Here is a 25,573-nt window from a genome sequence, read left to right on the forward strand (position 1 = left end):
GACCATGAAAGCCCCGAACCCTACCCAGCCCCAGCCGGTGCTCAGCCGGTTGAGCGACTTCGACCCTCGATCAGGTTCGCTGCTTGAACGGGCCCTGTTCAACCATCGTGGCCTGGTCCTGTTGATCTGCCTGGCGGTGACCCTGTTGCTGGGGTGGCAAGCGACCCGGCTGCAGCTCAATGCCAGCTTCGAAAAAATGATCCCCGGCGATCATCCCTACATCCTCAACTACCAGGAACACCGCCAGCAGTTGGCCGGCCTGGGCAATGCGGTGCGCATTGCCGTGGAGAACAAGACGGGCTCGATCTACGACGCGCAGTACCTGGCGCAACTGCAAAAGCTCAACGACCAGGTTTACCTGCTGCCGGGTGTCGACCGGGCCTTTATGAAGTCACTCTGGACGCCCGCGACCCGCTGGGTCGGCGTCACGGAGGAAGGGCTCGAAGGCGGCCCGGTAATTCCCGATGGCTACAACGGCGATGCCGCGAGCCTGGCGGCGTTGCAGCGCAACGTCGAGCGGTCCAACGAGATCGGCCAACTGGTGGCCTTCGACCAGCAGTCCAGCATGATCTATGTACCGTTGCTGGCCACCGCGCCCGACGGCACGCCGCTGGATTACACGCGCCTGTCCCGGCAACTGGAAGACCTGCGCCAGCAATACCAGAGCGATAGCCTGGGGATCCACATCACCGGGTTCGCCAAGGTGGTCGGCGACCTGATCGAGGGGCTGGAGCAGATCTTGCTGTTCTTCGCCGCCGCACTATTGATCACCACCGTCGTGCTGTTCTGGTACACCCGCTGCGTGCGCAGCACCTTGCTGGTGGTCAGTTGCTCCATGGTGGCGGTGATCTGGCAACTGGGCCTGTTGCCCATGCTCGGCTATGAACTGGACCCGTACTCGGTGTTGGTGCCGTTCCTGGTGTTCGCCATCGGCATGAGCCATGGCGCGCAGAAGATGAACGGCATCATGCAGGACATCGGTCGCGGCGTGCACAAGCAGGTTGCGGCCCGCTACACCTTCCGCCGGCTGTTTCTCGCCGGCCTCACGGCGCTGCTCTGCGATGCGGTGGGGTTTGCGGTGCTGATGATCATCAATATCCAGGTGATCCAGGACCTGGCGATCATCGCCAGCATCGGGGTGGCCGTGCTGATCTTCACCAACCTGATCCTGCTGCCGATCCTGCTGTCCTATCTGGGCGTCAGCCCGCGTGCGGCCCTGCGCAGCCTCAAGAGCGAACAACGCGATGAGGCGGGTGGGGCCAAGCACCCGATGTGGCGTTTTCTCGACCTGTTCACCCAGCGCAAGTGGGCAACCCTGAGCGTGGCCGTGGCCGCTGTGCTGGCGGTGGGCGGCTACCTGGTCAGCCTGCAATTGAAGGTCGGCGACCTTGATCCCGGGGCCCCGGAGCTGCGCGCCGATTCGCGCTACAACCTCGACAACGCCTTTATGACCGGGCACTACGGCGCCAGCAGCGATGTCTTCGCGGTGATGGTCAAGACCCCGGTCGGCGCCTGCTCGGACTACGACACCTTGCGCCGGGTCGACCGCCTGGACTGGCAACTGCGCGCCCTGGAGGGCGTCGACTCGACCAACTCCCTGGCATTGCTCAATCGCCGGGTGCTGGTCGGCCTGAGCGAAGGCAACCCCAAGTGGTACGAGCTACTCAATAACCAGGCGACCCTGAACATGATCACCGCCGGTGCGCCGCGTGGGCTCTACAACGAGGATTGCAGCCTGCTCACGCTCTACACCTACCTGGCCGACCACAAGGCCGACACCCTGACGCGGGTGGTCGATACGGTGCAGGCCTTTGCCGCCGAGAACGACAGCGACAAGGCGCAGTTCCTGCTGGCCGCCGGCAATGCCGGGATCGAGGCGGCCACCAACATCGTGGTCAAGCAGGCCAGCCACGAGATGCTCTGGTGGGTCTATGGCGCGGTGATCCTGCTGTGCCTGGTGACGTTCCATTCGTGGCGCGCGGTGCTCTGCGCGGTGTTACCGCTGATCCTGACCTCGATCCTCTGCGAAGCATTGATGGTGGCCCTGGGCATTGGCGTCAAGGTCGCCACCCTGCCAGTGATCGCCCTGGGCGTGGGCATCGGCGTCGACTACGCGCTGTATGTGATGAGCATTGTGCTGGCGCGCCTGCGCCAGGGCGAAAGCCTGTCTGAGGCCTATTACCACGCGCTGCTGTTCACCGGGAAAGTGGTGATGCTGACCGGCGTGACCCTGGCCATCGGCGTCGGCACCTGGGTGCTATCGCCCATCAAGTTCCAGGCCGATATGGGCATTCTGCTGGCCTTTATGTTCGTCTGGAACATGGTCGGTGCGCTGATCCTGCTGCCGGCGCTGGCGTACTTCCTGTTGCCGAGCCGCCCGCGCGAAACCGCCGAAGTCCCGGCCGATGAGGCGAGCGGGGCACGTGCCACACCGCCGCCTGTCCCGACGCGTCGCGAGGCGCACAACCTGACCCTGGAGATGCTCAATGGACGCTAATCGCCAGGCGGGCCTGCCGCAATCGTTGTTGCTGCTGTTCGGCAGTTGTCTGCCGGTACTCGGGGCCGTGTTGCTGGCGCCGGTGTTGCCACGCATGCAGGCGCACTTTATCGAGACCCCCGGTGCCACGGTGCTGGTGCCCATTGCGCTGACGTTGCCAGCCTTGGTGATTGCATTGCTGGCCCCGTTTGCCGGGGTGATTGCCGACCGCCTCGGGCGCAAGCCGCTGCTGCTGGGCGCCATGCTGCTCTACAGCCTGTGCGGGCTGTTACCGCTGTGGCTGGAGTCGCTGCCGGCGATTGTCCTCAGCCGTGCCGGTATCGGTTTGGCGGAGGCGGCGATCATGACCTGTTGCACCACCCTGATGGGCGACTACTACCAGGGGGCGCGCCGGGAGCGGCTGTTTGCCTTGCAAATGGTGGCGACGTCGTTGTCGGCGGCGATTTTCATGGCCGTGGGTGGGGCACTGGGCGAACACGGCTGGCGCACGCCGTTTGCGTTGTACGCGGTGGGGCTGCTGTTTTTGCCGCTGATGGCCCGCTGGCTCTGGGAACCCGTGGCTGCAACCACCGCGGTACAGGCCACGGCGGCGCGGGCTTTTCCCTGGCGCGGCCTGGCCCCGCTCTACGGCCTGGCGGTGCTGGCCGGCCTCAGTCTGTTCGTGGTGCCAGTGCAGGCCGGTTATCTGTTGAACCTGCTGCAGATCGATGCACCGCAGCAGATCGGCATGACCATGGGCGCCAACCAGCTCGGCGTCCTGGCCGGCGCCCTGGGGTTTCGCCTGCTGGCAAGGTGGCGGACCGCGCGGTTGCTGTGGCTGGCCTTTGTCCTGGCCGGCGGCGGTGGCTTGTTGATGGCTTCGGCCCAAAGCCATGGCGCAGTGGTGGTCGCGGTCACCGTCAATGGCCTGGGCATCGGGCTGATGTTGCCGACCCTGATCACCTCGATCATGGCCCAGGTCGACTTCAACCAACGGGGCCGGGCGGCGGGAGGATTTACTGCGGCGATCTTCGCTGGCGAGTTCGCCAGCCCGCTGGTGGTGCTCGCCATGACCGGTGGCGCCAGTGCCGCCTTGCCTCTGGCGCTGACGGTGCTGGGCGGTCTGCAACTGCTGGTGGCGTTCGCCTGCCTGGCGGTGCCGGCCACGCCGCGCCTGGCTGTGGCCAACGAATAACCGTGGAGGTTGCCCTGCCGGCACAGATGTTCCATCGCGCCCATCGCGTCGCCGAGCGGCTGATCGCTGGAACATGCCGTGAAGGGGTAGGGCATTCGCACACGGTTTGTTTAGCACTGGTGAACGGGTGCGCCAGCTTATTTATGTCCAGGCGTTGGTCTTCCCGAAAATCGCTGACGAGCCTGGACCTTCAAGAGAACCATCATGAACACCGAACTCTCCACACAAGTGCTCGACCAACTGTTTCGCACCGCGCGCTCGCACAATGGCTGGCTTGACCGCGATATCAGCGTCGAGCAACTGGAACAACTCTACGACCTGCTTAAACACGGGCCCACCAGCAACAACTGCTGCCCGGCGCGTTTTGTGTTTGTGCGCAGCGCCGCCGCCAAGCAGCGCCTATTGCCGGCGCTCAAGGGCCATAACGGCGAAAAAATGCTCCAGGCCCCAGTCACGGTGATCGTCGCTTACGACAGCCGCTTCTACGAACACTTGCCCGAGCTGTTCCCGATCTATGACGCCGGCGCACCGTATCGCGACAACCCTCAGGCGGCACGGGTGGCGGCCTTGCGCAATGGCAGCCTGCAAGGCGCCTATCTGATGCTGGCCGCGCGGGCGCTGGGGCTCGATTGCGGACCGATGTCGGGCTTTGATCCGGCCCAGGTCGACCGCGAGTTCTTTGCGGATGGCCGCTGGCAGAGCAACTTTCTCTGCAGCCTGGGCTATGGCGATGTCAGTCGGTTGCGCCCTGCGGGCCCGCGTCTGGATTTCGCCACTGCTTGTCACGTGCTCTGAGGCGGGAGGGCAGCCATGATCCATTCACCGGCCGATTCAGGCTTGAATCCGCTGTTTTCCCTGGCCGGCAAGGTCGCGCTGGTGACCGGCGCGACCCGTGGCATTGGCCTGGCCATTGCCCGCGAATATGCCCGCGCCGGGGCGCATCTGCTGATCAGCAGCGAGAGCGCCATGGATTGCCAGCGCGTCGTCACCGAGCTGGCCGATGCCGGGCTGCTCGCCAGTGCCTTGCCCGCCGACCTGAGTGATCCCGAGGCCGTCGAGACGCTGGCCGCCGCCGTGCTCGCGCGATTTGGCCGCCTCGATGTGCTGGTCTGCAATGCCGGCGTGGCCCCCCATATGGGCCCACTGGCCAGTGCCAGCGCGGCGCAGTGGGACCTGACCATGACGGTCAATTTGCGCAGCGCGGTCTGGCTGACCAATGCCCTGCTACCGGGCATGGCCGCGCACGGCGGAGGTAGCGTGGTGCTGATGGCAAGCATCGCCGGGGTGCGCGGCAATCGCGGCCTGGGCCTGTACGGCTTATCCAAGGCGGCCTTGGCCCAGCTGGCACGCAACCTGGCGGTGGAGTGGGGGCCGGCGAACATCCGCGTCAATGCCATCAGCCCCGGCGTGATCCAGACCGAATTCGCCCGTCCGCTCACCGATGCGCCCGAGGTGTTGCAACGCCGACTGGCCCTGACGCCCTTGCGCCGGGTTGGCCAGCCTGCCGAAGTGGCGGCCCTGGCGTTGCTGCTGGCGGCTCCGGGCGGGGCGTTTATCAGCGGACAGAATCTTATCGTCGACGGTGGCACGACCATCGGCGACGGCAATTAAGCGAGGAACAAACGATGCAACTACTCCCCGAATTCAAGCGCGTGGTCACCGGCCACAACCGTCAGGGCCAGGCCTGGGTCGCGTCCAGTGGCACAACCCCCAACAGCTTCCCGCTCAAGGCAGTGCCCGGCACCGTGTTCCATGAAATCTGGAACAGTGGTGCCAGCCCGGCATTGTTGGATAACGCCGCCGACCCGACCGACAAACCCCTGCAACTGAGCCCGGAGCCCCTGGGCAGTCTGATTCGGGTGGTGGATATCCCGCCTGACAGCGTGCAGAACCAGGTCAGTGACGCGCAGGCGGCGGCGACCTTTGCCGAAATCGGCCAGGCCCATGCCGGCACCGGCCACGCCGACTCACGGCACAAACTGATGCACCGCACCGAGACCCTGGACTACGGCATTGTCACCGAGGGCGAGGTCTGGCTGGTGCTGGACGAAGACGAAGTGCACCTCAAGCGCGGCGATATCGTGGTGCAGCGCGGCACCAACCATGCCTGGAGCAACCGCACCGAAGCGATGGCGCGCATGGTCTTTATCCTGCTCGACGGGCGCTTTTCCGCCGAGTTGCAGGGGATCGAACCATGAAGCTCGCTACGTATCGAGATGGCAGCCGCGACGGGCGCCTGCTGTTGGTGTCCCGTGACCTGCAACGGGCCGTGTCGGCGGCAGCCATCGCCGCGACCCTGCAACAGGCCATCGAAGACTGGGCCCGGGTCGAGCCGTTGTTGCAACACCTGGCCGATGCTCTGGAGCGGGGTGAGGCGGCTGATGCCTTTGCCTTTGACCCGATCATGGCGATGGCGCCCTTGCCCCGTGCCTATCAATGGCTCGACGGCTCGGCGTATCTGAGCCATGGCGAGTTGATGCAGAAGGCCTTTGGGCTCGACCCGATAGACGATGTCGAACAGATCCCGTTGATGTACCAGGGCGCCGGCGATGATTTTCTCGGCGGGCGCGAGGACATTCCCCTGCCGGGCGAGCAGTATGGCATCGACTTCGAAGGCGAGTTCGCGGTGCTGCTCGATGGCGTGCCGATGGGCTGCACGGCCGAGGACGCGTTGGGGCATATCAAGCTGGTGTTGCAGGTCAACGATGTCAGCCTGCGGGCCCTGGGGCCGAGGGAGATGCGCAGCGGCTTCGGTTTTATCCAGGCCAAGCCGTCCACCAGCTTTGCCGCCGTGGCAGTGACCCCGGATGAACTGGGCGACGCCTGGCGCGACGGCCGGGTGCACTTGCCGCTCAAGGTCGAGTGGAATGGCCAGTGGTTTGGCCACCCCCATGGCTCGGCCATGCATTTCGGTTTTCACCAGTTGGTCGCCCATGCCGCGCTGACGCGGCGCTTGGGCGCCGGCACCTTGATCGGCTCCGGCACCGTGTCCAACCGTGATCGCAGCGTGGGCTCGGCGTGTATTTCCGAGCGCCGCGCCATCGAGATGATCGAGCACGGTGCGCCGCGCAGCCGCTTTATGCAGTTTGGCGACCGGGTGCGCATGCAAGTGCTGGACGCTGGCGGCCAGGCGATTTTCGGGGCTATCGACCAGCGTGTGGTCCCGGCCACTCCACAGGGAGTCGCGCCATGCGTGTGATGGTGACGGGAGCCAATGGCTTTGTCGGGCGGGCCCTGGTCCGGCGCCTGCTGGAGACTGGGCAGTTGCGTGGGCAGACCATCAGCGCGGTACTGGCGCTGGATATGGAATTGCAGGGCCTGCCCGAGGACCCGCGCTTGCGCCGGCACCGTGCCAGTGTCACCGATGCTGCCGCACTGCGTCGGGCCTTGGCCGATGGGGTCGACGTGGTGTTCCACCTGGTCAGTATTCCTGGCGGCGCCGCCGAAGAGCGCTACACGCTGGGGTATCAGGTCAATCTACAGGCCAGCCTGGAGTTGCTCGACCAACTGCGCGGCCTGGCGCGCCGGCCGCTGCTGGTGTACGCCAGCAGCGTGGCGGTCTACGGCAGCGAGCTGCCGGCGCGCATGAGCGAAAGCGCGGTGCCCAGCCCGGTCTTGTCCTATGCGGCGCATAAACGCATGGTCGAGTTGGCGCTGGTGGACCTGACACGGCGCGGCGAGATCGATGGCCGCGCCGTGCGCTTGCCTGGCATCGTCGCGCGGCCACGCGAGCCCAATGGCCTGCGCTCGGCCTTTATGAGCGACTTGATGCAGGCCTTTGCCGCCGGCCAGGCCTACAGCTGCCCGGTCTCGGCCCAGGCCCAGGCCTGGTGGATGTCGCTGGCTTGTTGCGTCGACAACCTGCTGCACGCCGCTGAACTCGACAGCGTCGCACCGGGGGCGCCACGGATCTGGCAATTGCCGTTGCTGCGCTTGTCCATTGCGCAAGTGATCGACGCCCTGGCGACGGCCTACGGGCAGGAACGGCGCGCCTTGATCGAGTTTGCCCCGGAGCCGGCCCTGGAAGCGTTGTTCGGGCGCTACCCGCCCATGAGCACGCCCCAGTCCCGGGCGCTGGGATTTCGCCATGACGGCTCCGCCGCCGCGCTGATCCGCAATGCCCTCGGCCCTTCGCCCACCGCGCGCAGTGCTCGCGTGCGCAATCAATCTGCTGGAGTAACCACCCCATGAGCCTGACCCGACGCCGCCTGGTAGATCTGTCCGTGACCCTGGAAAACAACCCCTACAGCGACCCGCCACCCTTGTTGCCGCGCATCGAATACACCGACCACCAGCAAGGCTGGCCGGAGATGCAGGCGATGTTCCCGGGCCTGGAGAAGTCCCAGTTGCCGGGTGATGAATCGTGGGCGGCCGAGCGGCTGTTTATCACCACCCATAGCGGCACCCATATGGATGCACCCTGGCATTACGCTTCGACCACCGATGGCGGCAAGCCAGCCTTCGGGATCGACGAGTTGCCGCTGGAGTGGTGCCTGCAACCGGGGGTGAAGCTGGACTTTCGGCACCTGCCCGATGGCGATGTAGTCAGTGCGGCGCAGGTCGAGGCTGAGTTGGCGCGCATCGGCCACACGTTGCAGCCGCTGGATATCGTGCTGGTCAACACCCGTGCCGGTGCCCTGTTTGGCCAGCCGGGTTATCTGGAGGCTGGGGTGGGCATGGGTCGGGAGGCGACGCTGTACCTGCTGGAGCGCGGCGTGCGTGTGGTGGGTACCGATGCCTGGAGCTGGGATGCTCCGTTCAAGTACACCCGTGAGCGTTTTGCCGCCACTGGCGATGCCTCAATTATCTGGGAAGGGCACAAGGCCGGGCGCGACATCGGCTATGGCCAGATGGAGAAGCTCGCGAATCTGGAGAGCCTGCCGGCCAATGGCTTTCTGGTTTCCTGTTTCCCCTACAAGATCCGCCATGCTTCGGCCGGCTTTATCCGTGCGGTGGCGATCTTCGAGGAGTGAACGGCGGGGCTGTCGGGAACTTGCGAGGGATCGAGGGTACGAAGGGTTCTGACATATTTAGTTGAAAATTCGTAGGTTTCAGCGGGCAATCTGCCACGTTAGGGTCGTGCCTGGCAGATGGCCGGTTCGATGCTGCCTATACTGATTTCGACGTTGTGAACCAGCCCCTAGGAGGCGCCCATGCAGATTCGCTCGCTGATCCTCGGCATGCTCTTGGTTGCCGGCCCGTTGCAGGCCGCCGACAGTGATGCCCCACTGGCCAAGGAACTGGGGCAGCATCGCCCGGTGATCGTGATAGCCCCCAGCACCCTGGACCCGACCCTGGTGAAGTTGCAGAAAGCCCTGGAAGAGCCCGCCAATCGCCAGGCTTTCGATGAGCGCAACATGGTGCTCTACACCGTGGTCAACACCATTGGCCAGCGCGATGGCAAATACCTGGAGCCGCAAACCACCATGGCACTGATTCGCCAGCTCAAGCTGGGGGCCAGCGCTGACACCAAGGTGATTGTGGTGGGCAAGGACGGCGAGAAGCGCCTCGAACATTCCGGGCCGATCGATCCGAAGGATCTGTTCAGCGCCATCGACCAGTTCCCCGACAGCGAAAAAGCCGCCGCAGCGCCGGTGGCTACCGAGCCGGCGAGCCCGGTTGCACCGGGCAAGAAACCCGCCAAGCCGGGCAAGCAGCCGCAACAACTGGATGACTGAAACCCTCTGATCCCGGCGGCCCTGGCTGCCGGTGTGGCCTCTGCCAGTTCCCCAGGCGCTGGACAACCAATGGGGAAGCCGATAGAACGTGCCCTCAATTATTTCAGGCCGTGGAGTCAATGGATGAAGGCGCTATTTGCGGGTTTGTTGCTGGTGGTGGTTCAGGTGCAGGCCGCGCAGGTTGTGGAGACAGATAAGGTCGTGGAGAGAGAGGAGGTCAACAACTGGGGGACGATAAAAACCGGGTATTTTCCAAGACTCGATATCGATAAGGTCTGTATCGATGGGCAGCTATATCTGGTGACTCACAATAATAAATATGCGACGGGTATTACCCCCGCATTGGCAAAGGGTGTGCCCAGACAGTGTGAAAACTCGGTCAAGTCGGTCCCTGCAGTGCCTGCCAAGGATTGATCAGGCCATTGCCCGCGAGGTTCTAATGGCGCGCGGAGTGAGCCTTGCCGTTACCTGAGCCGGTACACGCGCAGTCTCGGCTTGGTTGTGGCGCTGCCCGGTGCCACGTAGAATCCGGCCCAGCTGGTCGTCCCCCATACTCACAATAATCGACGTACGTCCACGGCGCCCGGTGCAGCATCGAGCGCTGGGTGAGTGTGCGGCGGTTATTTGTGTCTGGGCCCCAATCCCGAGCCCTGTGTGCCGGTGCCAGGCCTTTGTTTGTATTGGCTGGTCTGCGCCGTGTCCGCCAGGCTCCTCGAGTGTCGTTGCCGTCGAATGAATAGTGCCCCGAATATGCCCCACCCCAATGCTGGCACTGGCAGTTGGCTCAGCGTGATTGCCCTGGCGCTGGGCGCCTTTATCTTCAATACCACCGAGTTTGTACCGGTGGGCCTGCTCAGTTCGATTGGCCACAGCTTTGAGCTGTCGACGGCCCAGGTCGGCCTGATGCTGACGATCTACGCCTGGATCGTCTCGCTGACGTCACTGCCGATGATGCTGCTGACGCGCAATATCGAGCGGCGCAAATTGCTGATCTTTGTCTTCGGGCTGTTTGTCGTCAGCCATCTGGTTTCATCCGTGGCCAGCAGCTTCGGCATGTTGCTGGCGAGCCGCGTGGGCATTGCCCTGGCCCATGCGGTGTTCTGGTCGATCACGGCGTCCCTGGCGGTGCGGGTCGCGCCGCCGGGCAAGCAAGTCCAGGCCCTCGGCCTGTTGGCCACCGGTACATCGCTGGCGATGGTGCTGGGGATTCCCCTGGGCCGGGTGCTGGGCGAGGCGCTGGGCTGGCGTACCACCTTCCTGGCCATCGGCCTGACCGCCATGGCGACGCTGCTGTGCCTCTATCGCACTCTGCCGCTGCTGCCGAGCCAGAACTCCGGTTCCCTGCGCAGCCTGCCGGTGCTGTTCAAACGTCCGGCACTGGTGGCGTGCTATTGCCTGACGGCGCTGGTGATCACGGCCCAGTTCACCGCCTACAGCTATATCGAACCCTTTACCCAGGTGATCGGTGAGCTGAGCGGCGAGACCACGACCATCCTGCTGTTGCTGTTCGGTGGTGCCGGGATCTTTGGGTCGATTGTCTTCAGCCTGTTCAACAACCGCTTTCCCCGGGCGCTATTGCTGGTCGCCATTAGTGTCCTGGCGCTGTGCCTGTTGCTGCTGGCGCCGTTTGCCCGGCAGTTTGGCTACCTGGGTGTGATCAGCGTGTTCTGGGGCATGGCGATCATGTGCTTTGGTCTGGTGTTGCAGTCCCGGGTGCTGGCATTGGCGCCGGATGCCACGGACGTGGCGATGTCGCTCTTCTCGGCGATCTACAACATCGGCATCGGTGGCGGCGCCTTGCTGGGCAGCGTGGTCACGGTGGGCATGGGCCTGGGCCAGATCGGCTATGTGGGTGGCGGGTTGGCGCTGGCCGGGTTGCTGCTGTGTGCGCTGACCACCTATCGTTATGGCGTACCCGCGCCAGTGGTCGGAGCGCCAGCCGGTGGCGGGCACTAGGATGCTCGCGGGCATCGAGATCGGCGAGGTTCGGCACGCCGAAGTCGGCGCCGCCGTCGACTTTGTGATGCGCAGCCGCGCGCAGATTTTCCCGATGCTCGATGCATCGGTATTGCCACCTGACCTGGCCGCGTTTTCGGCGGTGTACCTGCAAGACGGTGGTGGGCGGTTTCTGGTGGCGCGCCAGGCGGGAGAAGTAGTCGCCAGCATTGCTTATCTGCCTTATGACCAACGCTTTGCCCAGTTGGACTACGACGGGCGCAACGTGGTGGAAATCATTCGGCTGTTTGTCCTGCCCCGGTGCCGTGGTATCGGTCTGGCCCGTGCGTTGTATCGGGCCCTGGCCGCACAGGCGCAATGTGCCGGTGTGCAGGTGTTGTATCTGCACACCCATCCGTTTCTGCCCGGCGCCATCGAATTCTGGCGCCGCCAGGGCTTTGCCATTGTCGATGTGGAAGATGATCCGGTGTGGCGAACCACCCATATGGAGCGCGCCCTGGGCGTTGCCGAGGCCTAGGCCAGGCGGCTAGAAGCGCCCGCTCAATGGGTATTCGACGGCCAGGCGGAGCTGGTCGGTGTCCAGTTCGGCCTGGGCGGCATTGCCCCGGTGTACGTTGTGCCGCAGCGACAGCGCCAGGCCCCGGGCCGGACCACTCTGCAGCACATAGCGGGCTTCCAGGTCGCGCTCCCAATGTTTGCCACCTTTACCGTAACCCAGGTCGGCATAGCCACCGCGCGGGTCGACATGGCTACCGTCGATCCCCGCACCGCGCACATAGGCGGCGCTCAGCACCAGTCCCGGCATTCCGAAGCTCTGCATGGCCAGGTCGTAGCGAGCTTGCCAGGAGTGTTCGTTGGGGGCGTTGAAGTCTGAAAGCTGCACGGCGTTGGTAATAAAGATCGCGCCCCGTGTCACGTAGTCAAACGGCGTGTTGCCATGCACTTTTTGATAACCCAGGCTGAAGCTATGGGCACCCTGGGTGTAGGTGGGCATCAGGCTCCAGGTGGTGTTGTCGATCTGCCCGGACAATGCCTGGCCATAGTCGGTGGTGCGGTACAGGTTGAGGTTGAGGGACAGCGCCTGGGTGCCGCTGAATTCATGGCGCCAGGTGCTGCCCAGATAATGCTGGCTCCAGGTGTCTTCGTAGCGCGAGGTGTAGAGGCTGGTGGACAGCCCGGGGATGCCGTCGAAGACCACGCCGGCCAGGTCGAAGGCATTGCCCTTGCGGCTGTTGGAGTAGTTCACCACGAACCCCTGGTCATGGCTGGAGGCGTTGCGGTCGGTGCTTTCGGTAAAATGCCCGCCGACGAGCTTCACGCCGGACCATTGCTGGCTGGTGAGAAACAGCCCGGTGGCGGTTTCCGGCAGCAGGCGGCTATCGGATGAACTGAACACCGGGGTTTTTACCCGTTGCTCGCCATAGGTCAGCGTGGTCGAGGACAGTCGCAGCTTGATGGCAGCGCCGCCCCGGGCGAATTCATCCTTGGGGTGGCCGCTGTTGTCGAGCCCGAGCAAGCGCGCCTTGCCGGCCCGGCCGCCACCACTGTCGAGTTGCCGGGCGTAGTAGGTGTGGGCGTCGAGGCCCACGCCGATCAGGCCCTGGGTAAAGCCGGATTGGAAGGTGCCCATCAGGCCGTAGGCCCATTCTTCGGCGTAGCCATTGCGCTCGGCGCGGGGTTTGTAGGTATTGCGGGCGCCACTGTTGCGGGCCCCGTGGCGATAGTCGCGCTGGTCATAGACGCTGCGGTTGAGCAGGTTCCAGGTGCTGTCTTCGATAAAACCCTGGCTTTGTTCCTGGGCCGATTGCGCCACGGCGGCGGTCGCCGGTGCCAATAGCGCCAGGGGCAGGGCCAGGCGAGTGAGGCTGATCACAGTGAAGCTCCTTGCAAAGCATTGACGTGCAGCGTCCCTCAGCGGGCTGATAGCTCGCGCTGGACGATGGTGTTGAAGCGCTCGCCAGCCCGCTTGGCCAGTTCGGCGGGGAGGGCGGGCGTCTTCTCTATGGGCTCGCCGACCTGGATCAGCATCACCATGCCCATGGCCACATGAGGACTGCACTGGATGCCATAGAGTCCGGGCCGCTCGAGGGTCAGTTCCAGCGGCTGGTTGATCTTACTCTTGAAGGGCTCGACGCCTGCGGGCAGCAGGCCGGGGATCGAGGCGGCGTTGTGGCCGCTCTGGGTGGGCACAAAACGCACCGTATCGCCGGGGGCGATACGCAGGAAATCCGGCTCGTAGACCATGCTTCCTTGAGTGCCGCGATTGAGCATCTTTATCTCGTGGACTTCGGCCTGCGCCAGGGGGCAGAGCAGCAGCGCAATCAGGGCTGCGCGGGGGAAATAGCGCACGGGGATTTCTCCAGACGGTTGATCAATGGGCGCGAAAGCGCAGGACCCGCGCGCCATCGGCGGGGTCGGTCAGGTAGTGCCCGTGGACCCCGAAGGTGTCCAGCAGACGTTGCGTGGTCAGTACCGCTTCGGGGCGACCAAGCGCCACCAGCCGACCCTGCTCCATCACCGCCAGGCGATCACACGCGAGCGCCTGATTGAGGTCATGCAGGGCGATCACCGTGGTCACCGGTAGGGTACGTATCAGCTTCAGGATGCTGAGTTGGTGATGAATATCGAGGTGGTTGGTCGGTTCGTCCAGCAGCAGAATCTGCGGCCGCTGGGCCAGGGCGCGGGCAATATGCACGCGCTGGCGCTCACCGCCCGACAGGCTGTGCCAGGTGCGGGCGGCCCTGTGGGCCATATCCACCGCAGCCAAGGCCTCGCCGACAATCCTGTCGTCTTCGGCGCTCCAGGGCTGCAGGACCGAGAGCCAGGGCGTGCGGCCCAGTTCCACAGCGTCGAGCACGCAGAGGGCATCGTCGGTATCGGCGTGCTGCTCGACCACCGCCAGTTGGCGGGCGATCTCGCGCCGCGGCAGGCGGGCCAGGGCCTGGCCCTTGAGCCAGACTTCACCGCTGGAGGGTGGCTTGATCCCGGCCAGCAGTTGCAGCAGGGTCGATTTGCCTGAACCGTTCGGGCCGACAATGCCCAGGGTTTCCCCGGCTTCGACGCTCAATTCGACCGCGCTCAGCAGGGAGGTGCCGCGTATCCGGTAACCCAGGTCGTGACAGCTGAGCACTGGCGTGCCGACCGTTAACGCGCTATTCATCGCGACCTTTTCCCCCGTAGCAGAATCAGCGCAAACACCGGCGCGCCGACCAAGGCCGTGATCACCCCAATGGGCAGTACCTGGCCCTTGATCAGCGTGCGCGACAAGACATCGGCTCCGATCAGAAACAGCGCGCCGCTCAGGGCGCTGATGGGCACCAAACGGGCATGGCGTACCCCGCTCAGCAGGCGTACGGCATGGGGAATCACCAGCCCGACAAAACCGATTGAGCCGACGATCGACACCAGTACGGCGGTCATCAGCGCGGCACTGGCAATCAGCACCATCTGCACGCGCCGTACCGGGATACCCGAGGCGGCGGCGCTCTGGCTGCCAAAGGTAAAGGCATCCAGCGCCCGCCGATGCCACAGGCAGACGGCCAGGCCCGCCAGGACCACCGGCACGCTCAGGGCGACCGCCGGCCAGCGCACGCCACTCAAGTTGCCGAGCAGCCAGAACATGATGCCGCGTGCCTGTTCAGCGCTGGCCGACTGGGTAATCAGAAAGGCCGAGAGCGCGTTGAACAGCTGCGAGCCGGCGATCCCGGCGAGGATGATCTGCCCGGCATTGCTCGAACTGCGGGCCAGCAGGGCGACCAGGGTAAAGGCGCTGATGGCGCCCATAAACGCCCCGGCCGACAGGGAGATCGCCCCGGCACCCACACCGATAATCGCCACCAGCACGGCCCCGGTCGAAGCCCCGGCCGAGATGCCCAGCAGATAGGGGTCGGCCAGGGGATTGCGCAGCAACGCCTGCAGAATCACCCCGGCCATCGCCAGCCCGGCACCACAGGCTGCGGCGACGATGGCGCGGGTCAGGCGGTAGTTCCAGACAATGCCTTCATCGATGGGATCGAGCACATAGCCGGCGGCCCAGAGCTTGTTCGCCAGCACCTGGAACACCACGGGCAGGCTGATCGAGGTTTCGCCGATGGCCACGCCGGCGGTGATGGCCGCGAGCAGGATCAGGCTGACCCACACAGCATTGGCAAGCATGCGCAGCGCATTCATGGCGTGAGGTTGAAGCGCTCGACGGCACTGGCCAGTTCCTCGATGCCGCTGAACAGGCGGGTGCTGGCGTGCATGGCGTGGGCGTCGAGGATGATGATGCGGTCATGCTTGACCGCGTCCATATTGCGTGTGACCGGATCGGACTTGAGGAACGCCAGTTTTTTCCGGTAATCGTCGGCGGGGAAGCGGCGGCGGTCCATGCGCGCGATCACCAGGACGGTCGGGTTGGCCTTGGCGATGGTTTCCCAACCGACGGTGGGCCACTCTTCATCGGACTCGATCACATTGCGCAAACCCAGGGTGCTCAGCATGAAATCGGGAATGCCTTTACGCCCGGCCATGTAAGGGTCGATATCCAGGTCGGCGCTGGAGAACCAGACTGCCGCGGAAATCGCCTTGCCCGGCGTAGTACCAGTCTTGGTCTTGGCGACAGCTGCCGCCAGGCGTGCCTTGGACTGTGCGATCAGGGCCTCGCCACGGGCCTGGACATCGAAGATCGCCGCGAGCTGTTCGATGCTCTTGTAGATGCTGTCAATGCGAAAGGGCTCCAGGCGCGTGCCGTCGGCACCGACCAGGTTGTCCTTGCCTTCGCAGTCGGAGGGCAGCAGGTAGGTGGGGATGTGCAGTTCATGGAACTGCTCGCGGGTAGCGACCACACCCTGGGGGCCGACCATCCATTCCAGGTCGACCGCCACCAGGTCCGGGCGTTTGCCGAGTACGGCCTCGAAACTGGGGTCGTTGTCGGCTAGGCGCTCGACCTTGGCGTTCTGTGCCTTGAACTCGGGGAGGACCTCGTTGAACCACAGGGAAGTCCCGACCAGTTTGTCACCCAGGCCCAGGCTGTAGAGCAACTCGGTGCTGGCCTGGCCGATGCTGACGGTACTGACCGGAGCCTTGGCGAAGGTCAGCGCAGTGCCGCAGTTTTCCACGGTCAGCGGATAGTGGCTGGAGGCGAGCGTCAGGGCGCTGAATCCGAGGCTGGCGGCCAGTGCGACAAGGCGGGGCAGTGACATCAAAGACGATCTCCATTCGAGCAGGTGCAGGGGCAGGGCCGCTGAAATGGAAAGCACATCCTGGAACGCCGCCATGGGAGGCGGGCAGAGCGCGGCGCGCCGCTAAAACGGCACGCGGATGTCCCTCCCGGACACCCCGCCGGTCAGTTGAATTGCATGGGCCGGCAGGTCTCCTGACTGGCGCGTCATGGCCCGGCTCCGGCCTTCCCGGGGGTTAACCCAGTGGCCTTGGCTAATGGAGCGGACTCGGCGCCTACAGTTGCGGGGGCAGTTCCGTTTAAACACTCGAGGCGAGGTTTTCGGATTCCCTGTTAGTTCCTCTCGGAAACCGGCGGGCGGCATGGTAAAGGAATCGCGTGCCCGTGGCGACCGTCGTGGCCAACGGCTAGACGCTGAATCAGAATGCTCTGATCTGGCCAGGCCTCAAGCAATGAGCTACGCCAGCCGTACCCGCAGCGACTGGGCTGGCGCTGGCTGCTGCCTAACCGGTTATAACCTTAGATTATATTTTTCTAAACGCTCATAACGTTTGTCGCTATGCTGCGCGCCAGGTTCCAACCGGGTCGCTAACGACCGGGCCGCGCTGATTCACAGGATGTTGCGATGGATGTAGGCAATTTTGGTTTTGTTGTAGCGGGCTTGTTGGTCGGTTTTATCGTCGGCATGACCGGCATCGGCGGCGGGTCGCTGATGACCCCGATTCTCTTGTGGTTCGGCATCAATCCGGCCACGGCCGTGGGCACTGATCTGCTCTACGCGGCCATCACCAAGTCCGGCGGCGTGCTGGTCCATCGCAAGAACAACAATATCGACTGGAAGATCACCGGCTGGCTGACCCTGGGCAGCGTCCCGGCGGTGTTGCTGACCCTGTGGTTTCTCGGCAGCCTGGATTCGGCCCCCGATGCGCTGAACGCGATTATCAAGCAGGCCCTGGGCTTTGTGCTGGTGCTGACGGCCCTGGCGGTATTGTTCAAGAAACGCCTGCTGGCCTTCGCCCATCGCCGGGGCGAGCACAGTTCGGTTTTCAGCGGTTCGAGCCTGAACACGCTGACCGTTATCACCGGGCTGATCCTCGGCACCATGGTCGCGCTGACATCCATTGGCGCTGGCGCCCTGGGCACCGTGGCGCTGTTTATCCTCTATCCCTTTCTGCCGACCCGACGCCTGGTGGGCACCGAGATTGCCCACGCCGTGCCGCTGACCCTGGTCGCCGGCCTGGGTCATGCGAGCATGGGTAATATGGATTGGGAACTGCTTGGCTTCCTGCTGATGGGGTCGCTGCCGGGGATCTACGTCGGCAGTCACCTGGCCGGTCGCGTTTCCGATGAAATCCTGCGGCCGTGCCTGGCCACGATGCTGTTACTGATCGGCTACAAGCTGGCGTTCTAAGCCACCGGTCCGGGCCCTGCGGGCCCGGCCAGCGTTGCCGCACTCAATCGCGCAGGTACCAGCCCCACGGCTCATCGCTGGTGTACTCGGTGATCTGTTTGGTTTCCAGGTAATTGCTCAAGCCCCAGACGCCCAGTTCGCGGCCGATCCCACTGTGTTTGTAGCCGCCCCAGGGCGCCTGGACAAAGGTCGGCTGGGAGCAGTTGATCCACACGATCCCAACCCGCAAGGCCCGCGCCACGCGCTGGCAGCGTTCGCTGTCGCGGGACATCACTGCCGCCGCCAGGCCAAACACACTGCGATTGGCCTGGGCGATGGCATCGGCCTCGTCGCTGAAGGTACGCACCGCCAGCACCGGGCCAAAGATTTCCTCGCACCACAGGGCGCTGTCCTCGGGCACCTGATCGAAGATCGTCGGTTCGACAAACCAGCCCTGGGCCAGATGCGCCGGGCGCTTGCCGCCGCTACGCAGGCGTGCGCCTTCGCGCTCCGCGCGGGCGATGGCATCGAGGACCTTGTGGTACTGGCCTTCGCTGACCAACGGGCCGAGCTGGGTGTCGGGGAGGTGGCCGGCGCCGACGCGAATCTGCGCGGCCTGGGCGACCAGGCGCTCGATCAGGCGCGGATACAGGCTTTCCTGTACCAGCAGGCGCGAGGTGGCGGAGCAGACTTGGCCCTGATTGAAGAAGATCCCCATCAGCACCCATTCCACGGCGGCGTCCAGGTCGCTGTCATCGAAGACGATAATCGCCGATTTGCCGCCCAGTTCCAGGCTGAGGTTTTTCAGGTCCTGGGCCGCGGCCTGCATGATCCTGCGACCCGTTGGCACACTGCCGGTAAAGGCCAGCTTGTCGACGCCGGGGTGTTCGCTGAGCGGTGCGCCACAGGCCACGCCCAATCCAGTCACCACGTTTAACACGCCGTTCGGCAAGCCTGCGGCATGAGCGGCGGCGGCCAGTTCCAGGGCGCTCAGCGGGGTGATTTCCGAAGGTTTGAGCACGGCGGTGCAGCCGGCGGCGAGGGCCGGAGCGACTTTCCAGGCAGCCATCAGCAGCGGGTAGTTCCAGGGGGTCACCAGCCCGGCCACGCCCACCGGCTCGCGGCGGGTGTAGCAACTGAAACGCTCGTCCGGCAGGGCCAAGGGGGTGCAGTCGGGTTCCAGTTGTTCAGCCAGACCGGCATAGAACTCGAAGCAGCCAATGGCATCGAGCACATCCCATTGCGCTTCGGCCAGTGGCTTGCCGTTGTCGAGCACTTCCAGTGCGGCCAGCGCGTCCTTGCGCGATGCCAGTTCGGCGGCGATGGCCCGCAGATAACCGGCGCGTTGGGCGCCACTGAGGGTTGGCCAGGGGCCCTGGTCGAAGGCGTGCCGCGCGGCCGCGACGGCCTTGTCGATATCGCTCGCGGCGCCGGCAGCAACCTGGTGGATCACCTCGCCCGTGGCCGGGTTGTGTACCGCAAAACGCTCGCCACTGTCGGCGTCGAGCCATTGACCATCGATGTAGAGCTGCTCGCGCATGCTGTTTCTCCGAAAAAAGACTGCCCCGTGCGCCCGGCACGCGACCTGGCGCCAGCCTAGCGATGGCGCCCGGGGCGGGAAAGGGTGCGGTTTCTCAGCGGGTCCGCTGGGAGTCAGGTGCGTCCTGCGCCTGGCGTTGCAGCAGGTAGGTCCTGGGCGAATGACCGGTGTGCTGCTTGAAGCAGCGGTAGAAGGTCGACAGGGAGTTGAACCCGGCGGCGCGGGCGATCTCGTCGATGCGCGTGGCATTGGTTTCGCCATGCAGGCGGGTCAGCACTTCGCCCAGGCGCAGTTGATTGAGAAAGGCGTAGAACGTCTGCCCACGGACCTGATTGAGGAAAAACGAAATCTGATTGCGCGTGTAGCCCGTCGAAGCCGCGACCTGGGCCAGGTCCAGTGCCGGGTCGAGGTAGGCCTGGCGGCTGTCGAAGTAGTGCTGCAGGTCATTGGCCAGGGTGCCCAGTTGACGGGCCGAGAGGCCCAGGCGGCTGATGGTCGCGGCGCCCGGTCGGTCCTGGGGCGGTGTCGGCGCGCTGTTGACCAGCACCGCGTATTCATTGACCTGGGCGATCAGGCCATCGCGCACGGTCAACGCCTCGATGGCGCTGAATGAGACCAGGCCATCGCTGCCCTTGAGCGTGACGCGGTACTGCAGGATGGCGGTGTCGCCATCGATGCGCAGGCGGTCGGTGTATTCCTGCAACTCCTCGGCGCCCACCGGCAGGCTACTGGCCAGGTAGGCGCGCAGTTGCGTGCGCTCGATCCGGCGGTTCTGCAGAAAGTCGCGGTACACCAGGTCCGGGTGATAGAGCGCCAGCACGGCGTCGAGGTCGCGGCTTTTCCAGGCCTGGTGGTAACGCAGGATCACCGCGTGGGTGGCCGCGCTCGCCGGGTCGCTCTGATAGTGCGCGGTGGTGGGCAGGTCAACGGTGTTCACGACGCTCTCCAAGGTCAAAAAAAGCAGGCGCCAGAGGGTCGCCCAGTGACGAGTATTCCAGAACCGCGAATTTTCCGCCCGTGCCCGCTGCGAGGCCGGCGCCTGTCAATGGCGCAGCGAATCCTTTAGAACGTCATTCCATGAATTCGCGACGGAGCTTGCACCCATGACGCTTCACACCGCCCACCAGGCCCTGGCCTCGGCCCTGCCGTATCCGTTCTGGCAGCACAGTCGCCCGAACGTGGCCCCGGCGCCGCGCCAGACCGGCGAGCTGGCCTGTGACCTGGCGGTGATCGGCGGCGGCTTTGTCGGTCTCTGGACCGCCTTGCTGGCCCGGCGGCGCTGGCCCCAGGCCCGTATCGTGGTGTTGGAGGCCGGGCAGTGCGGCGATCAGGCCAGTGGCCGCAATGGCGGCTTCTGCGCCCCGAGCATTTCCCACGGTGTTTCCAATGCGCTCAAGCGCTGGCCCCAGGAGGCCGAGCAGTTGGTACGCCTGGGCCGGGCCAACCTGGATGAGTTCGAACAGGATGTGCTGCACTACGGCATGCAGGTCGAGTTCGAGCGCTCGGGCAAACTCAATGTCGCCGCCATGCCGTGGCAGGTAGCGGGGCTGCGTTCGATGCAGGCCAATTACCAGCGCTTCGGCATTGCCTGCGAGCTGCTCGAAGGCCCGGCCCTGGCGAAGCGCCTGGATTCACCGGGTTATGTTGCCGGCCTGTTCGAGCCCAACTATGCGCTGCTCAACCCGGCCTTGATGATCGCCGAGCTGCGGCGGGTTTGCCTGGAGCAGCAGGTGGAGGTGTTCGAGCATTCGCCGGTGCGGGGCCTGCGGCCTGAGGCCACGGGTGTCTGGCTGGACACCGGGCTGGGCGAGGTCAAGGCGGGCAAAGCGGTCCTGGCGACCAATATCGCACCGCCGTTGCTGAGTGAATTGAAGTCGGCGGTCATCCCGATCTACGACTATGCCCTGGTCAGCGCGCCCATCAGCGAGGCGCAGTGGCAAAGCATTGGCTGGACCGAACGCTATGGCATCGCCGACAGCGGCAACCAGTTCCATTACGTGCGCAAGACCGCCGACAACCGCATGCTCTGGGGCGGCTACGATGCGATCTACCACTATGGCAGTCGCCGTGACGAAGCCCTGACCCAGCGCCCGGAAAGTTTTGTACGCCTGGCCGAACAGTTCCAGGCGGTGTTTCCCAGCCTGGCCGGGCTTTCGTTCAGCCATGCCTGGGGCGGGATCATCGACACCTCGGCGCGCACCACCATGTTCTGCGGCGTTTCGGCCGGCGGGCGCGTCGCCTATGCCCAGGGCTTTACCGGCCAGGGCGTCTCGGCCAGCCGTTTCGCCGCCCTGACCCTGCTCGATCTGCTTGACTGCGAGGATACCGAACGGACTCGCCTGGCCATGACGGCGACCAAACCCTTTGCCTTTCCCCCCGAGCCCTTGCGCTATATCGGCGTGGCCATGGCCCAGCGGGCCTTGGCCCGTGAGGATCTGAACGGACGGCGTAACTGGCTGCTCAAGGGCTTCGACGCCCTGGGCATCGGCTTTGATTCTTGAACGGGAGTAACTTCATGCTGCGCGCCTTGCCTGACCACGTGATCGACTTTGCCAATCCCGAGGTCCTTGCCCTGACGTTCGAGACCCGCGATCCGGCGCTGGTCGACCAGCCATACCAGAGCCGCAGTTTTCGCCATTTCGTGGCGCCGAACAAACGCGCCACGGCCGGTATCTGGGAGGCGCCCGAGCATCTGGAGCGCTGCGACTGTGACTACGACGAACTGTGCCACCTGCTTGAAGGTCGGGTGCGCCTGACCGACAGCCAGGGCCAGGGCCGTGAATTTGGTCCCGGCGACACTTTTGTCGTGGCGGCGGGGTTCAAGGGCACCTGGGAAAACCTGACGCCGGTACGCAAGGTCTTCATGATCCTGCGTGGCGAGCCGGTCAACTGAGGCTGGCAATCGACTCCAGTTCGCCGACCAGCCAGTCGGAGAAGGCCTTCGCCAACTCCTGAGCGCCGCGCGGCGGGAGGATCAGGACGTAGGGGCAGGGCGCGGGGAACTCGACATCGAACAGACGGATCAGGGTGCCCTGGGCCAGTTGTTCGCCGGCCAGGATCAGGTCGCTGATGGCCACGCCGCCACCGGCAATGGCGACGCCGATGGTCAACGCGGCGTCGGGCAGGAAAATATTCTGTCGGCCCTGCAGGCTGGGGATGCCGGCGGCGAGGAAGTAGCGGCTCCAGTCATGGCCGTTGTCTTCGTGCAGCAGGACCTGGCGGGTCAAGTCGCGAGGCTTGCGCAGGGGTTCGCCAGCATTGAGCAGGCGCGGGCTGCAGACCGGGAAGTAGGTGAGGTTCCCCAGCGCCGCGATGCGCTGGCCTTCGATTTCGCTGTCGCCGAAGGAGATGACCATATCCACGCCCTGATGGGCCTGGTCGATGGATAAAAGATGCAGGGAAACATCCGGATAATTTTCCAGGAAGCGCCCGAGGAGGGTCGAGATTCGCGCCAAGAGTGCCGGCGCACACGCCACGCGCAGGTCCCCCGAGGGGGTGGCAAGGGGCAGGACGCCCTGGATATCGCGCAGTTGTTCGAACGCACCGCTGACCAACTGACTAAGCTTGCGGCCGGCGGAGGTCAGATGCAGGCCCTTGCCCTGGCGGTCGATCAAGGCAACCTCGAGTTCTTCCTCGAGTTTCTTGATCTGATGGCTGACGGCGCTGTGGGTGACATGCAGTTCCAGCGCCGCGGCGCCGGTACTGCCTTGCCTGACCAGGGCTTCGAAAGCGCGCAGGGCGATCAGGGAGGGCAAGCGGCGGGTCGCTTTGAGGGCCATTTTAGAAGGCTCTGATGTTAGTTGAATTCACATGAAAGCTAGAAAACAAATCAGTTGATGTCAATTTGGTTTGAACTAAAGATAGGGCCCAACCCGTGACAATTAATCCAATACCGCACGAGGAAGATCCGATGTCAGACACGCCAGAGCATTTCGTCGACCTGCTGCGCTTGGGCAAGCGCTACGGTGAAACCCGTGCGCTGAGCGATCTGACGCTGCATATCAAGCGCGGTGAATTTCTGACCCTGTTGGGGCCGTCGGGCTCCGGCAAGAGCACCACGCTGATGATGCTGGCCGGTTTCGAGCAGCCCTCGGAGGGCCGGATCGAGCGCGAGGGCCTTGACATCACGGCGTTGCCCGCCGACCAGCGCGACTTTGGCGTGGTCTTCCAGGGCTATGCGCTGTTCCCCCATATGAGCGTGGAACAGAACATTGCCTACCCCTTGAAGATCCGCAAGGTGCCACCCGCCGAGATCGCCACGCGGGTCGGGCAGATGCTCGAACGGGTCGGCCTTGAAGGCAAGGGCAAGCGTGGCATCAGCCAGCTTTCCGGGGGGCAGCAACAGCGTGTGGCCCTGGCCCGGGCGCTGGTGTTCGAACCGCCGCTGTTGCTGCTCGACGAGCCGCTCTCGGCCCTCGACCGGCGTTTGCGCCAGGAGATGCAGGTCGAGCTGGCGCGCATGCACAAAGAATTCGGTACTACCTTCGTCTTTGTCACCCACGACCAGGAGGAAGCCCTGGCGCTGTCCGACCGGGTGGCGGTGTTCAACCATGGCCGCCTGGAGCAACTGGGCACGCCCCAGGAGGTCTACGAGCGGCCGGCCAGCCGCTTTGTCGCGAACTTCCTCGGCGATACCAATCTACTGGCGATCAAGGGCATCACCCGCCAGGGCGATGATCTGTTCTGCGACTACCAGGGTCAGTCACTGGCGGTCACCGTGGGGGCGACGGCGGTCTCGCGGGCCCAGGACCGCGACAACTGGCTGGCGATCCGCCCCGAACATGTCGACCTCCAGCCCCTGGCCAGCGCCGGCAGCGGCAATGGTGTGGTCGCCCGCATGGAAAACCTGACGTATCTGGGGACCCACGTCAGCCTCGATATGCGTCTGGCCGACGCGCAAAGCCTGGCGTTGCGCATTCCGGTCAGTCACCCCCTGTTGAGCAGCCTGGAGCGCGGCCAGCCCTACTGGTGCACCTGGTCCCGGCAGCACGGTCATCTGATTTCCAACTAATAACAATATTTCGATCACTAGCCTGCCCAACCTTCAGAGGGAACAGCGAGATGAAAGACCAACAGCGCTTTATCGATGATGCCGTGGACATTGCCCGCGAGCGGCTTGAAGCTGGCCAGATCAGCCGCCGCAGCTTCAACCAGGCCTTGCTGGTGATGGCCGCCGCGGTGGGCATGGGACCGATGCGCAGTGCGCTTGCCGCCAGCGGTTCGCTGGTCGTGTCGAACTGGGGCGGCGATGCGGTGCCGGCGTTCGAAAAAAGCTACCAGGGCTTCAATGCCGCCAGCGGCCTGAAGCTGATGGTCGATGGCAGCGGGCCCACCGAGGGCGCGATCAAGACCCAGGTCAACAGCGGTGCGGTGCGCTGGGACGTCTGCGACGGCGAGATGTATTCCTCCTATCGCCTGGGCAAGGAAGGGGTGTTGGCGCCCATCGATTACACAATCGTCGACAAGTCGCTGATCGGCTATGGCGATGTGCACGAATTCGGCCTGGCCAACTACACCTACAGCTACGTGATCGGCTACGACGCCAAGCGCTTTGGCAAGAACCCACCCAAGAGCTGGGCGGACTTCTGGGATGTGAAGAAGTACCCGGGCAAGCGCACGCTCTACAAATGGATGAGCGCCAACCTCGAATGCGCCTTGCTTGCCGATGGCGTGCCGGCCGACCAGCTCTACCCGCTGGACGTGGACCGGGCGCTGCGCAAGATCGAAGAGTTGATGCCCCATATCCTCACGCACTGGTCCACCGGTGCCGAGTCCCAGCAGTTGCTGCGCGATGGCGAAGTGACCATGGGCCAGGTCTGGCATACCCGGGCCGAGCTGATCAAGCACGATACCGGCGGCGCGGTGGACTGGACCTTCGACAACGCGATTGTCGCCCCTTCGGTGTGGATCGTGCCCAAGAACAACCCGGCCGGCGCGGCCAATGCCATGCAGTTCATTGCCTACGCCCTGCGTCCCGAAGTCCAGGCGCGGCTGATGGAGGTCTACAACATGGGCCCGGTCGATTCCAAGGTGAACAGCCTGCTGTCGCCCGAGCTGCAGCGGATCAACCCGACCGCGCCGGACAACCTGTCGCGCCAGGTCTCGATGAACAATCGCTGGTACGCCGACCATTACGGCGAAACCCTCGACCGTTACCTGGCGCTGATCGGTGGCTGA

At 64.6% G+C, this 25,573-nt stretch carries 25 protein-coding genes and 1 riboswitch; of the genes, 17 read left to right on the forward strand and 8 right to left on the reverse strand.

The features are described 5' to 3' along the window. Positions 1-4 precede the first annotated feature (4 nt). The 12 genes from NPS46_RS18005 (at position 5) to NPS46_RS18060 (ending at position 11,822) form a co-directional block, all read left to right on the forward strand. A complete protein-coding gene (locus tag NPS46_RS18005) occupies positions 5-2,497 on the forward strand; it encodes an efflux RND transporter permease subunit (protein ID WP_274109475.1) in 2,493 nt (830 codons plus the stop codon). Beyond that, positions 2,487-3,671, forward strand: coding sequence for an MFS transporter (locus tag NPS46_RS18010; protein WP_274109477.1), 1,185 nt, complete (start codon positions 2,487-2,489; stop codon positions 3,669-3,671). Before NPS46_RS18005 ends, NPS46_RS18010 begins: the two co-directional genes overlap by 11 nt. 204 nt (positions 3,672-3,875) lie before the next feature. Next, positions 3,876-4,466 carry a malonic semialdehyde reductase gene (locus NPS46_RS18015; RefSeq protein WP_274109479.1) on the forward strand — a complete coding sequence of 197 codons (591 nt, stop codon included), beginning with the start codon at positions 3,876-3,878 and terminating at the stop codon, positions 4,464-4,466. 15 nt (positions 4,467-4,481) lie between these two features. Continuing rightward, positions 4,482-5,282, forward strand: coding sequence for an SDR family NAD(P)-dependent oxidoreductase (locus tag NPS46_RS18020; protein WP_274109481.1), 801 nt, complete (start codon positions 4,482-4,484; stop codon positions 5,280-5,282). 14 nt (positions 5,283-5,296) lie between these two features. Next, a complete protein-coding gene (locus tag NPS46_RS18025) occupies positions 5,297-5,869 on the forward strand; it encodes a cupin domain-containing protein (protein ID WP_274109483.1) in 573 nt (190 codons plus the stop codon). Next, a complete protein-coding gene (locus NPS46_RS18030) occupies positions 5,866-6,870 on the forward strand; it encodes a fumarylacetoacetate hydrolase family protein (RefSeq protein ID WP_274109485.1) in 1,005 nt (334 codons plus the stop codon). Before NPS46_RS18025 ends, NPS46_RS18030 begins: the two co-directional genes overlap by 4 nt. Continuing rightward, positions 6,861-7,862, forward strand: coding sequence for an NAD-dependent epimerase/dehydratase family protein (locus tag NPS46_RS18035; protein WP_274109487.1), 1,002 nt, complete (start codon positions 6,861-6,863; stop codon positions 7,860-7,862). The genes NPS46_RS18030 and NPS46_RS18035 overlap by 10 nt, the downstream gene beginning before the upstream one ends. Further along, a complete protein-coding gene (locus NPS46_RS18040; protein ID WP_274109489.1) occupies positions 7,859-8,644 on the forward strand; it encodes a cyclase family protein in 786 nt (261 codons plus the stop codon). Before NPS46_RS18035 ends, NPS46_RS18040 begins: the two co-directional genes overlap by 4 nt. Positions 8,645-8,824: 180 nt before the next feature. Next, positions 8,825-9,349 carry a DUF4174 domain-containing protein gene (locus tag NPS46_RS18045; protein ID WP_274109491.1) on the forward strand — a complete coding sequence of 175 codons (525 nt, stop codon included), beginning with the start codon at positions 8,825-8,827 and terminating at the stop codon, positions 9,347-9,349. A 123-nt stretch (positions 9,350-9,472) separates the two neighbouring features. After that, positions 9,473-9,763, forward strand: a complete 291-nt coding sequence (locus NPS46_RS18050) for a hypothetical protein (RefSeq protein WP_274109493.1) — start codon at positions 9,473-9,475, stop codon at positions 9,761-9,763. 318 nt (positions 9,764-10,081) lie between these two features. After that, entirely contained in the window at positions 10,082-11,305 is a 1,224-nt protein-coding gene (locus tag NPS46_RS18055) for a sugar transporter (RefSeq protein ID WP_274109495.1), read from the forward strand. Position 11,306: 1 nt separating this feature from the next. After that, a complete protein-coding gene (locus NPS46_RS18060) occupies positions 11,307-11,822 on the forward strand; it encodes a GNAT family N-acetyltransferase (RefSeq protein ID WP_274109497.1) in 516 nt (171 codons plus the stop codon). A 9-nt stretch (positions 11,823-11,831) separates the two neighbouring features. On the opposite strand, the gene NPS46_RS18065 is transcribed toward NPS46_RS18060, so the two are convergent. The 5 genes from NPS46_RS18065 to NPS46_RS18085 are packed head-to-tail and all read right to left on the reverse strand — an operon-like array spanning position 11,832 to position 16,488. Beyond that, on the reverse strand, positions 11,832-13,175 hold the full coding sequence (locus tag NPS46_RS18065) for an OprD family porin (RefSeq protein ID WP_337994239.1): 1,344 nt from the start codon (positions 13,173-13,175) through the stop codon (positions 11,832-11,834). A 41-nt stretch (positions 13,176-13,216) separates the two neighbouring features. Beyond that, complete coding sequence (locus NPS46_RS18070) at positions 13,217-13,660, reverse strand: pseudoazurin (protein WP_425312760.1); 444 nt, start codon at positions 13,658-13,660, stop codon at positions 13,217-13,219. Between the two features lie 16 nt (positions 13,661-13,676). Beyond that, positions 13,677-14,465 carry an ABC transporter ATP-binding protein gene (locus tag NPS46_RS18075; RefSeq protein ID WP_274109503.1) on the reverse strand — a complete coding sequence of 263 codons (789 nt, stop codon included), beginning with the start codon at positions 14,463-14,465 and terminating at the stop codon, positions 13,677-13,679. Then, the gene (locus NPS46_RS18080) at positions 14,462-15,460 is read right to left on the reverse strand and encodes a FecCD family ABC transporter permease (RefSeq protein ID WP_274109505.1); all 999 of its coding nucleotides are present in this window, start codon (positions 15,458-15,460) and stop codon (positions 14,462-14,464) included. Before NPS46_RS18080 ends, NPS46_RS18075 begins: the two co-directional genes overlap by 4 nt. 11 nt (positions 15,461-15,471) lie before the next feature. After that, the gene (locus NPS46_RS18085; RefSeq protein WP_274109507.1) at positions 15,472-16,488 is read right to left on the reverse strand and encodes an ABC transporter substrate-binding protein; all 1,017 of its coding nucleotides are present in this window, start codon (positions 16,486-16,488) and stop codon (positions 15,472-15,474) included. 146 nt (positions 16,489-16,634) lie between these two features. Then, a riboswitch (cobalamin riboswitch) is annotated at positions 16,635-16,836 on the reverse strand. A 255-nt stretch (positions 16,837-17,091) separates the two neighbouring features. Here NPS46_RS18085 and NPS46_RS18090 point away from each other — a divergent pair. Then, positions 17,092-17,877, forward strand: coding sequence for a sulfite exporter TauE/SafE family protein (locus NPS46_RS18090; RefSeq protein ID WP_274109509.1), 786 nt, complete (start codon positions 17,092-17,094; stop codon positions 17,875-17,877). Positions 17,878-17,920: 43 nt separating this feature from the next. On the opposite strand, the gene NPS46_RS18095 is transcribed toward NPS46_RS18090, so the two are convergent. After that, positions 17,921-19,396, reverse strand: coding sequence for an aldehyde dehydrogenase family protein (locus NPS46_RS18095; protein WP_274109511.1), 1,476 nt, complete (start codon positions 19,394-19,396; stop codon positions 17,921-17,923). Between the two features lie 94 nt (positions 19,397-19,490). Next, the gene (locus NPS46_RS18100; protein WP_274109513.1) at positions 19,491-20,333 is read right to left on the reverse strand and encodes a helix-turn-helix domain-containing protein; all 843 of its coding nucleotides are present in this window, start codon (positions 20,331-20,333) and stop codon (positions 19,491-19,493) included. Between the two features lie 166 nt (positions 20,334-20,499). Between NPS46_RS18100 and NPS46_RS18105 the strand changes: the two genes are divergently transcribed. Further along, a complete protein-coding gene (locus NPS46_RS18105; RefSeq protein WP_274109515.1) occupies positions 20,500-21,897 on the forward strand; it encodes an NAD(P)/FAD-dependent oxidoreductase in 1,398 nt (465 codons plus the stop codon). A 14-nt stretch (positions 21,898-21,911) separates the two neighbouring features. Then, positions 21,912-22,289 carry a cupin domain-containing protein gene (locus NPS46_RS18110; protein WP_274109517.1) on the forward strand — a complete coding sequence of 126 codons (378 nt, stop codon included), beginning with the start codon at positions 21,912-21,914 and terminating at the stop codon, positions 22,287-22,289. On the opposite strand, the gene NPS46_RS18115 is transcribed toward NPS46_RS18110, so the two are convergent. Further along, positions 22,282-23,175 (reverse strand): LysR substrate-binding domain-containing protein, encoded by an 894-nt coding sequence (locus NPS46_RS18115; RefSeq protein WP_274109519.1) that lies wholly within the window; start codon positions 23,173-23,175, stop codon positions 22,282-22,284. The genes NPS46_RS18110 and NPS46_RS18115 overlap by 8 nt on opposite strands. Before the next feature lie 131 nt (positions 23,176-23,306). Between NPS46_RS18115 and NPS46_RS18120 the strand changes: the two genes are divergently transcribed. Further along, positions 23,307-24,407 carry an ABC transporter ATP-binding protein gene (locus tag NPS46_RS18120; protein ID WP_274109521.1) on the forward strand — a complete coding sequence of 367 codons (1,101 nt, stop codon included), beginning with the start codon at positions 23,307-23,309 and terminating at the stop codon, positions 24,405-24,407. A 50-nt stretch (positions 24,408-24,457) separates the two neighbouring features. Then, positions 24,458-25,573, forward strand: a complete 1,116-nt coding sequence (locus tag NPS46_RS18125; protein WP_274109523.1) for an ABC transporter substrate-binding protein — start codon at positions 24,458-24,460, stop codon at positions 25,571-25,573.

This window comes from Pseudomonas putida, from assembly GCF_028682395.1.
GTDB classification, from domain to species: Bacteria; Pseudomonadota; Gammaproteobacteria; order Pseudomonadales; family Pseudomonadaceae; genus Aquipseudomonas; species Aquipseudomonas putida_AB.

Coding starts and splice junctions, on each gene's coding strand:
- NPS46_RS18085 (WP_274109507.1), bottom strand. CDS start 16,488: ATGTCACTGCCCCGCCTTGTCGCACTGGCCGCCAGCCTCGGATTCAGC.
- NPS46_RS18060 (WP_274109497.1), top strand. CDS start 11,307: ATGCTCGCGGGCATCGAGATCGGCGAGGTTCGGCACGCCGAAGTCGGC.
- NPS46_RS18035 (WP_274109487.1), top strand. CDS start 6,861: ATGCGTGTGATGGTGACGGGAGCCAATGGCTTTGTCGGGCGGGCCCTG.
- NPS46_RS18050 (WP_274109493.1), top strand. CDS start 9,473: ATGAAGGCGCTATTTGCGGGTTTGTTGCTGGTGGTGGTTCAGGTGCAG.
- NPS46_RS18125 (WP_274109523.1), top strand. CDS start 24,458: ATGAAAGACCAACAGCGCTTTATCGATGATGCCGTGGACATTGCCCGC.
- NPS46_RS18015 (WP_274109479.1), top strand. CDS start 3,876: ATGAACACCGAACTCTCCACACAAGTGCTCGACCAACTGTTTCGCACC.
- NPS46_RS18055 (WP_274109495.1), top strand. CDS start 10,082: ATGAATAGTGCCCCGAATATGCCCCACCCCAATGCTGGCACTGGCAGT.
- NPS46_RS18010 (WP_274109477.1), top strand. CDS start 2,487: ATGGACGCTAATCGCCAGGCGGGCCTGCCGCAATCGTTGTTGCTGCTG.
- NPS46_RS18105 (WP_274109515.1), top strand. CDS start 20,500: ATGACGCTTCACACCGCCCACCAGGCCCTGGCCTCGGCCCTGCCGTAT.
- NPS46_RS18030 (WP_274109485.1), top strand. CDS start 5,866: ATGAAGCTCGCTACGTATCGAGATGGCAGCCGCGACGGGCGCCTGCTG.
- NPS46_RS18045 (WP_274109491.1), top strand. CDS start 8,825: ATGCAGATTCGCTCGCTGATCCTCGGCATGCTCTTGGTTGCCGGCCCG.
- NPS46_RS18005 (WP_274109475.1), top strand. CDS start 5: ATGAAAGCCCCGAACCCTACCCAGCCCCAGCCGGTGCTCAGCCGGTTG.
- NPS46_RS18040 (WP_274109489.1), top strand. CDS start 7,859: ATGAGCCTGACCCGACGCCGCCTGGTAGATCTGTCCGTGACCCTGGAA.
- NPS46_RS18080 (WP_274109505.1), bottom strand. CDS start 15,460: ATGCTTGCCAATGCTGTGTGGGTCAGCCTGATCCTGCTCGCGGCCATC.
- NPS46_RS18020 (WP_274109481.1), top strand. CDS start 4,482: ATGATCCATTCACCGGCCGATTCAGGCTTGAATCCGCTGTTTTCCCTG.
- NPS46_RS18115 (WP_274109519.1), bottom strand. CDS start 23,175: ATGGCCCTCAAAGCGACCCGCCGCTTGCCCTCCCTGATCGCCCTGCGC.
- NPS46_RS18090 (WP_274109509.1), top strand. CDS start 17,092: ATGGATGTAGGCAATTTTGGTTTTGTTGTAGCGGGCTTGTTGGTCGGT.
- NPS46_RS18075 (WP_274109503.1), bottom strand. CDS start 14,465: ATGAATAGCGCGTTAACGGTCGGCACGCCAGTGCTCAGCTGTCACGAC.
- NPS46_RS18025 (WP_274109483.1), top strand. CDS start 5,297: ATGCAACTACTCCCCGAATTCAAGCGCGTGGTCACCGGCCACAACCGT.
- NPS46_RS18095 (WP_274109511.1), bottom strand. CDS start 19,396: ATGCGCGAGCAGCTCTACATCGATGGTCAATGGCTCGACGCCGACAGT.
- NPS46_RS18110 (WP_274109517.1), top strand. CDS start 21,912: ATGCTGCGCGCCTTGCCTGACCACGTGATCGACTTTGCCAATCCCGAG.
- NPS46_RS18120 (WP_274109521.1), top strand. CDS start 23,307: ATGTCAGACACGCCAGAGCATTTCGTCGACCTGCTGCGCTTGGGCAAG.